Below are 5,120 nucleotides of genomic sequence, written 5' to 3' on the forward strand. Positions count from 1 at the left end.
GCAACCCCGGCGGCGACCGGACAAGTCAGATGACCGGTCTGACCGAGGCACCGCCAATCGAGCGGTCCGATAGAGCTTGCTCGTGTGGAACGTTCCAACACCCATCCGTAGCTGTTCCACACGACAGGTATTGCATTTCGGAACGGCAAATGTTCTAACGTTTTAGAACCTACTGGAACGTCGGACCGCCTCCATGCTCATCGGTTACGCCCGAACCTCGACGTTGGAGCAGGAAGCCGGGCTCGAAGCGCAGGTCCGCGATCTCACGGCTCTCGGATGCGAGAAACTGTTCCGAGAGCAGGCGTCGTCAGTCGGGCCGCGCAAGGCTTTGGACGCCGTGCTCGACTTCGCCCGCGAGGGAGACACCATCGCGGTCACTAAGCTCGATCGGCTCGCTCGGTCCGTTACCCACCTCGGCAACATCATCAGCAGGCTTGAAACCAAGGGCGTGGCCCTGCGTATCGTCAACCTTGGCGTGGATACCGGCACGCCCACGGGTAAGCTGATGCTCAACGTCCTTGGGGGTGTTGCGCAGTTCGAACGCGAGATGATGTTGGAGCGCCAACGCGAAGGCATTGCGAAGGCCAAGGCTGAGGGCGCGTACAAAGGGCGGAAGCCTACAGCGCGGGCGAAGGCGTCAGAGGTCAAGGCACTGGCGGCCGAAGGGCTGAGCATGGCGGCCATCGCCGCGAAGGTCGGGATCGGCAAAGGGTCGGTGCATCGCATTCTAGCTGCGTGACGTTCGCCTGATCTCGTGGGACGCGTCGGTCTCAACGGTCTGCCGTGAAACCGGATTGAGCCGTCAGACCGTCCACCGGATTCGGGACGATGCGGTGACACGGAGTCTGCGCTGACCGCGTGGGGTCGCTGAGACCCTGTTAACGCTGCCTTGCATACCCACGCACGCCGACGCCTTTTTTGGTTTAGTAGGCGGCGCTTGTGAAACCTCATGCGAGCATTGTCCTCGGATTCCCGTCAATGTCATCGCAGGTGTCAGCATGCTCGGTACGGCAGGGTCGGTTCTCGGCGTAGATGTTGGATGCTCGCCGACGAAAAAATCCGGATCGGTCTGCCGTTTGGATTGGTCCTCGGATGAAGTTCAGTGGTCCTTCGCCCGATTCCGAGCCGTTGAGCCGGAGCGGACGGACACCATTGTCCGCGTGGCAGGCGCGACACGTTTAACCGCTTCTGCGTTCGACGGACCAATGCGCCAGGGGCTCGACATCATTGGTCGATACCGTGCCGCCGAGCGAATGCTCACACGGCGCCTTCAACCCCTGATTGGAAAGCCTGGGCAATCGAGTGCGCCGGTAGGAAAGCTGCTTAACCAACACGCAAACGCATGCGCTCGGATCGTGATCGATCACTGCGATCTCGCGTCGGCCGAGCAGGACATCCGAATCCATGACAAGGCCGTTGCGGAGGCGTTCCCGAGTGCGTTCTTGGGCCTGCTGATCGATGACCCAGCGGCCCTGAATGCTCGCCGCGGCGACCGGTCAGATACCTTCTACACCCACCTCGCATCGAGCGGCGGGATCGACCGTTTGCTGCGTTATCTCCTGCCGAGCCGAAGTCTTCGGACACCCCTGACCACCGTTACAAACCACGACGACCGTGCGGCTCTCGTATGTGCGTTCACGGCGCTTTGCGTTGCCATAGGAGATTACACGGCGGTCGGCGACGAGGATGGCTGGATCGTTCTACCTCCCGCAACCCTACAACCTGCCTGGGCGCGAGCCTTGCTTCAAAAGAATGCGGATGAGGAGCGAACGGGGAGCCTTCGGTATCAAGGCTTTGCTCCCGCTGCATGATGCGCCGACTCTCATCGGAGCGGTGCATCAGCAAGGATCACCTTTCGGATTCGAGATGATGCCGCGGGGGCGGAGTCCGTGCTGACCGCGTGGAGGCTCTGAGGCTTGGCGAGCATCGGGAAGATGTAATGCGAACCCCTTCCACTCCATCCTGCCCGGCAGTATCCTCAGGATTGATCGCGCGATCCCACATCACTACCCGATGTTGAAGCGCTGGAGGCGTCTCGGGGGAGACCACACATATGGAGTCGAGATTCGGACACGACGGAGAGCATTCGGGCTCCCGGTTAGAGCTACTGCTAGAAGCGTCGGGCGTCATAGGAACTTGGGAGTGGGATCACGTTAACCACACGGTCACCTACGATCATGGCGGTGCGCTGTACCTTACGGGTGACTGGTCAAATGCTGGCCGACCCTTGAAGGGTCACGAGGCGATGACGACCGTTCATAGAGACGACTACGAGAAGATGATTGAGCGTTCAGTCAAGGCAACGAAAAACGGCTCAATCATTGTATCCGAGTATCGAGTCGAGGTACCGGGTAAAGGATTACGTCGGGTGTTAAGTCGCGGAAAGACTTACCATGATGCTAAAGGCAAGGCTGTTCGTAGCCATGGCATGCTCATCGACATTACAGAAACCCACGACGACGTTAGCACTTATGTTGTAGGCGCGCCGATTGAGGCTGATGACCCATTTCGTACGGTTGTAGATCATCTCATAGCCGCCAGAGAATTTTATGAATCCGAGGGCCAGCATCAGATAAATAAAATTTTAGATATTGTGCTTATGGAGACTGGAAAACTGATCGCTCGGCAAATCCAATCTGTAAAAAATAAGCAACATTGACTTACGAAAACTCTAATTTGTTTAGCTCCATTAGTATGAATCGATCACTATCGACGAGATTTGATGCGTCATTCGACTTCTAGTAGACATGTCGAGTGTAGTGGGAGTCTACGATGCTGAGCCCAGACAACCGCGTGGAAACGAGCGTCAGTCCGTCTGACCTGCTTACGAAGTTGTCTCAAGTCTTAAACTGCCCGATTGAAACGTTTTTTGATTCAGCATCGCACAATCTTGGACCAACCGTGGAATTTCTCAAGCTATGGTCAGAAATAGATAATCCGAGCGATCGGGCAAAATTGTTGGCGGTGGCGCGTGTACTTGCTGCCAAAGGCTAGTGACGTTTCCTCATGAGCGGATAGCTCTGCATAAATACCGTATGCGCTACCACGAGATCATCACTGCCGAATCCACCGCCGAGGCCGGGATCATCCAGCCGATCAAGCCCATGACGCCCGTCCAGGCCAACCGAGAAGCGGATCGCTGTGCGGGAATCCAGAAGCGGATTCGCGATCAGACCGCCGCGACAACCCGACGAATCGCTGATCTGCGCGCAAAGCTCGCTCGCTGAACAGTCATCCTCGAACCTACCGTCAACGTCCGAGAAGGGTGGGGAGCGGACCCTGCCCCTTCGCCCTAAAGCGGACGTTCTGTTCCTAAACCTGTGCGGACCATACTCACCCTGGAAGAAACTCACATAAGCAACAGTCTGTGACAGTCGCTTCAGTTGTCGTTATGTGTCGTTCGGCCCGTTGCTGGACCGCGCGCCAGTTCCAGCCCAATCTGAAACAGCACGAGGCGCATCAGCGCCTCCGCCTCCGGCGTGCCGGACTCTTTGATAAGTTCATATGCGGCGAGACAGGCATCCAGCATCACCTCGAATTGGGCTGGTTTAGGCATTGCAAACACAGGTCCTATCGAGATGCTTTTCTACTCTACGTAGTGGGAAATTTCATATCGAATGTTAGGTTGCAAATTGTCGCACCAACTCGCTTTGAGGTTGGGGCACCATCCGAAAGGCGCTAAAGCCGATTGTGCACAATCGGAGCGTGGTATGCAGAACGGCTCGGACCTTGGAGACGGCTCGGATGTGCGGGACGCTTCCCTCCGCCGTCTTGCCGAGGCGTTAGACATTGCGCCGACCGCATTTTTCGACGAGACCAGTGCCGATCTGGACCAGACGACAGAGTTGCTGCGCTTGTGGCAGGGGATCAGGAACACGCAGGACCGCGCCAAGGTGCTGTCTATGGTGCAGGCGATGGTGCGGACAATCGCCACGCGCGCCTAAGAGCGGACCTTCCGACTTCTTACAGAAGGTGGCGAGCGGACCTTGACCTTTCTCCCGGAAGCCGTCGTTCCGCCGCCGATCTAGTGGTCGAAATCTGACGGATGTTACCCATGCTCCGGATTCAAATCGAAGTATTCGCCCAAGTATTTGTGGGATCACCCCTTTTAAGAGAAAGCGTCATATCCTTTTGAGGCGAAAATGAGTGGGTATCCCCGTCCAGCGACTTTTAAGGATGTCTTCTTCGGAGCGATTTGGGTTATTCTGGCCGTCTATATCGATGGTATTGCGATCTGGACGTGGCTTTTCTGGCAAGACCAGACCCTCGACCCACCCCGTCTCTTAGCTTTGATGATGACCGTACCCATGTTTGTGGTTGGCCTTGGAACAATCTCCAAATGGCTTAGGGGAGAATGGTTCGAGGTAATCCCGATGACGGGCCGTAAGGAGGGCAGCCCACCTTCGGATAATACCAGCCATCATGGTGGCGGTGATCCTCCACAAAGCTGACCTTCCGCTTCCCACCTACCCCGGACGTAGGGCACCCTCGATTCAGATGCCGGAAAGCGGACCTTCCGAGGGTCCGAGAAGCGTCGAGAGCAGCCCACCGCTTCACGGTCACGACTACAGCGGCAGACTCCGTAGCCATTCGTTGGCGGCGAGCTTCACAGCATGCTCGCTCCTATGCTCGCCCATGTTTTCGTAAGCGGTTACGCGGGTGTGCGTCGCGGCTGGCACCATGAGATCACCGCATCTGAAGACCGCCCGCGCCGTCAGGGCGAATCCCATCTCCGGATGATGGATTTCAAACAGGTAGGTGACCGCATCCCGTGGCACGCCGTACCGGTTGCCGACCTTCTCGACCGTCACGCAGGCGCGTTCGAAGGTCCGGACGGATTTTCCCTCGGGCGATAAATATCGACGGATGAGATGCTGAACGGTAAGCTGATTCGCTTCATCCAGCGGTGTAACATGTATCATTTCGGAATCTCCAATTATAGCGGATGGATTCCATGATGCCTTCCGCCTGCTATATTTAGACAAGGAGGCGGAATGTACGGCAAAAACCTGAAAATTGTCTACTCGAATCTTTTATCGATGGGTCTTGTACGCTCGAAGCGGCAGTTCAGCCGGGATTTTCTCGGTCGGGGCTGGACGTACCTCCGGGATTTCGAGCAG

Annotated in this window: 8 protein-coding genes; 6 read left to right on the forward strand and 2 right to left on the reverse strand. The window is 56.9% G+C overall.

Annotation, left to right across the window (positions count from 1 at the left end):
• Positions 1–193 precede the first annotated feature (193 nt).
• The 5 genes from FV226_RS26680 (at position 194) to FV226_RS26700 (ending at position 3,227) form a co-directional block, all read left to right on the forward strand.
• The gene (locus FV226_RS26680; protein ID WP_147765297.1) at positions 194–739 is read left to right on the forward strand and encodes a recombinase family protein; all 546 of its coding nucleotides are present in this window, start codon (positions 194–196) and stop codon (positions 737–739) included.
• Positions 740–998: 259 nt separating this feature from the next.
• Positions 999–1,811 carry a DUF429 domain-containing protein gene (locus tag FV226_RS26685; RefSeq protein ID WP_147765298.1) on the forward strand — a complete coding sequence of 271 codons (813 nt, stop codon included), beginning with the start codon at positions 999–1,001 and terminating at the stop codon, positions 1,809–1,811.
• Positions 1,812–2,053: 242 nt separating this feature from the next.
• A complete protein-coding gene (locus FV226_RS26690) occupies positions 2,054–2,659 on the forward strand; it encodes a hypothetical protein (protein WP_147765299.1) in 606 nt (201 codons plus the stop codon).
• 113 nt (positions 2,660–2,772) lie between these two features.
• The gene (locus tag FV226_RS26695) at positions 2,773–2,994 is read left to right on the forward strand and encodes a hypothetical protein (RefSeq protein ID WP_147765300.1); all 222 of its coding nucleotides are present in this window, start codon (positions 2,773–2,775) and stop codon (positions 2,992–2,994) included.
• 41 nt (positions 2,995–3,035) lie between these two features.
• Entirely contained in the window at positions 3,036–3,227 is a 192-nt protein-coding gene (locus FV226_RS26700; protein ID WP_147765301.1) for a hypothetical protein, read from the forward strand.
• Positions 3,228–3,379: 152 nt separating this feature from the next.
• Here FV226_RS26700 and FV226_RS28255 read toward each other — a convergent pair whose 3' ends face one another.
• A complete protein-coding gene (locus tag FV226_RS28255; RefSeq protein ID WP_187277359.1) occupies positions 3,380–3,556 on the reverse strand; it encodes a hypothetical protein in 177 nt (58 codons plus the stop codon).
• A 154-nt stretch (positions 3,557–3,710) separates the two neighbouring features.
• Here FV226_RS28255 and FV226_RS26705 point away from each other — a divergent pair, with 154 nt between their 5' ends.
• Positions 3,711–3,944, forward strand: coding sequence for a hypothetical protein (locus FV226_RS26705; protein WP_147765302.1), 234 nt, complete (start codon positions 3,711–3,713; stop codon positions 3,942–3,944).
• A 621-nt stretch (positions 3,945–4,565) separates the two neighbouring features.
• Here the strand turns inward: FV226_RS26705 and FV226_RS26710 are convergent.
• A complete protein-coding gene (locus tag FV226_RS26710; protein ID WP_147815181.1) occupies positions 4,566–4,922 on the reverse strand; it encodes a hypothetical protein in 357 nt (118 codons plus the stop codon).
• Positions 4,923–5,120: the final 198 nt, after the last annotated feature.

It is taken from the genome of Methylobacterium sp. WL12 (assembly GCF_008039475.1).
Classification (GTDB): domain Bacteria; phylum Pseudomonadota; class Alphaproteobacteria; order Rhizobiales; family Beijerinckiaceae; genus Methylobacterium; species Methylobacterium cerastii.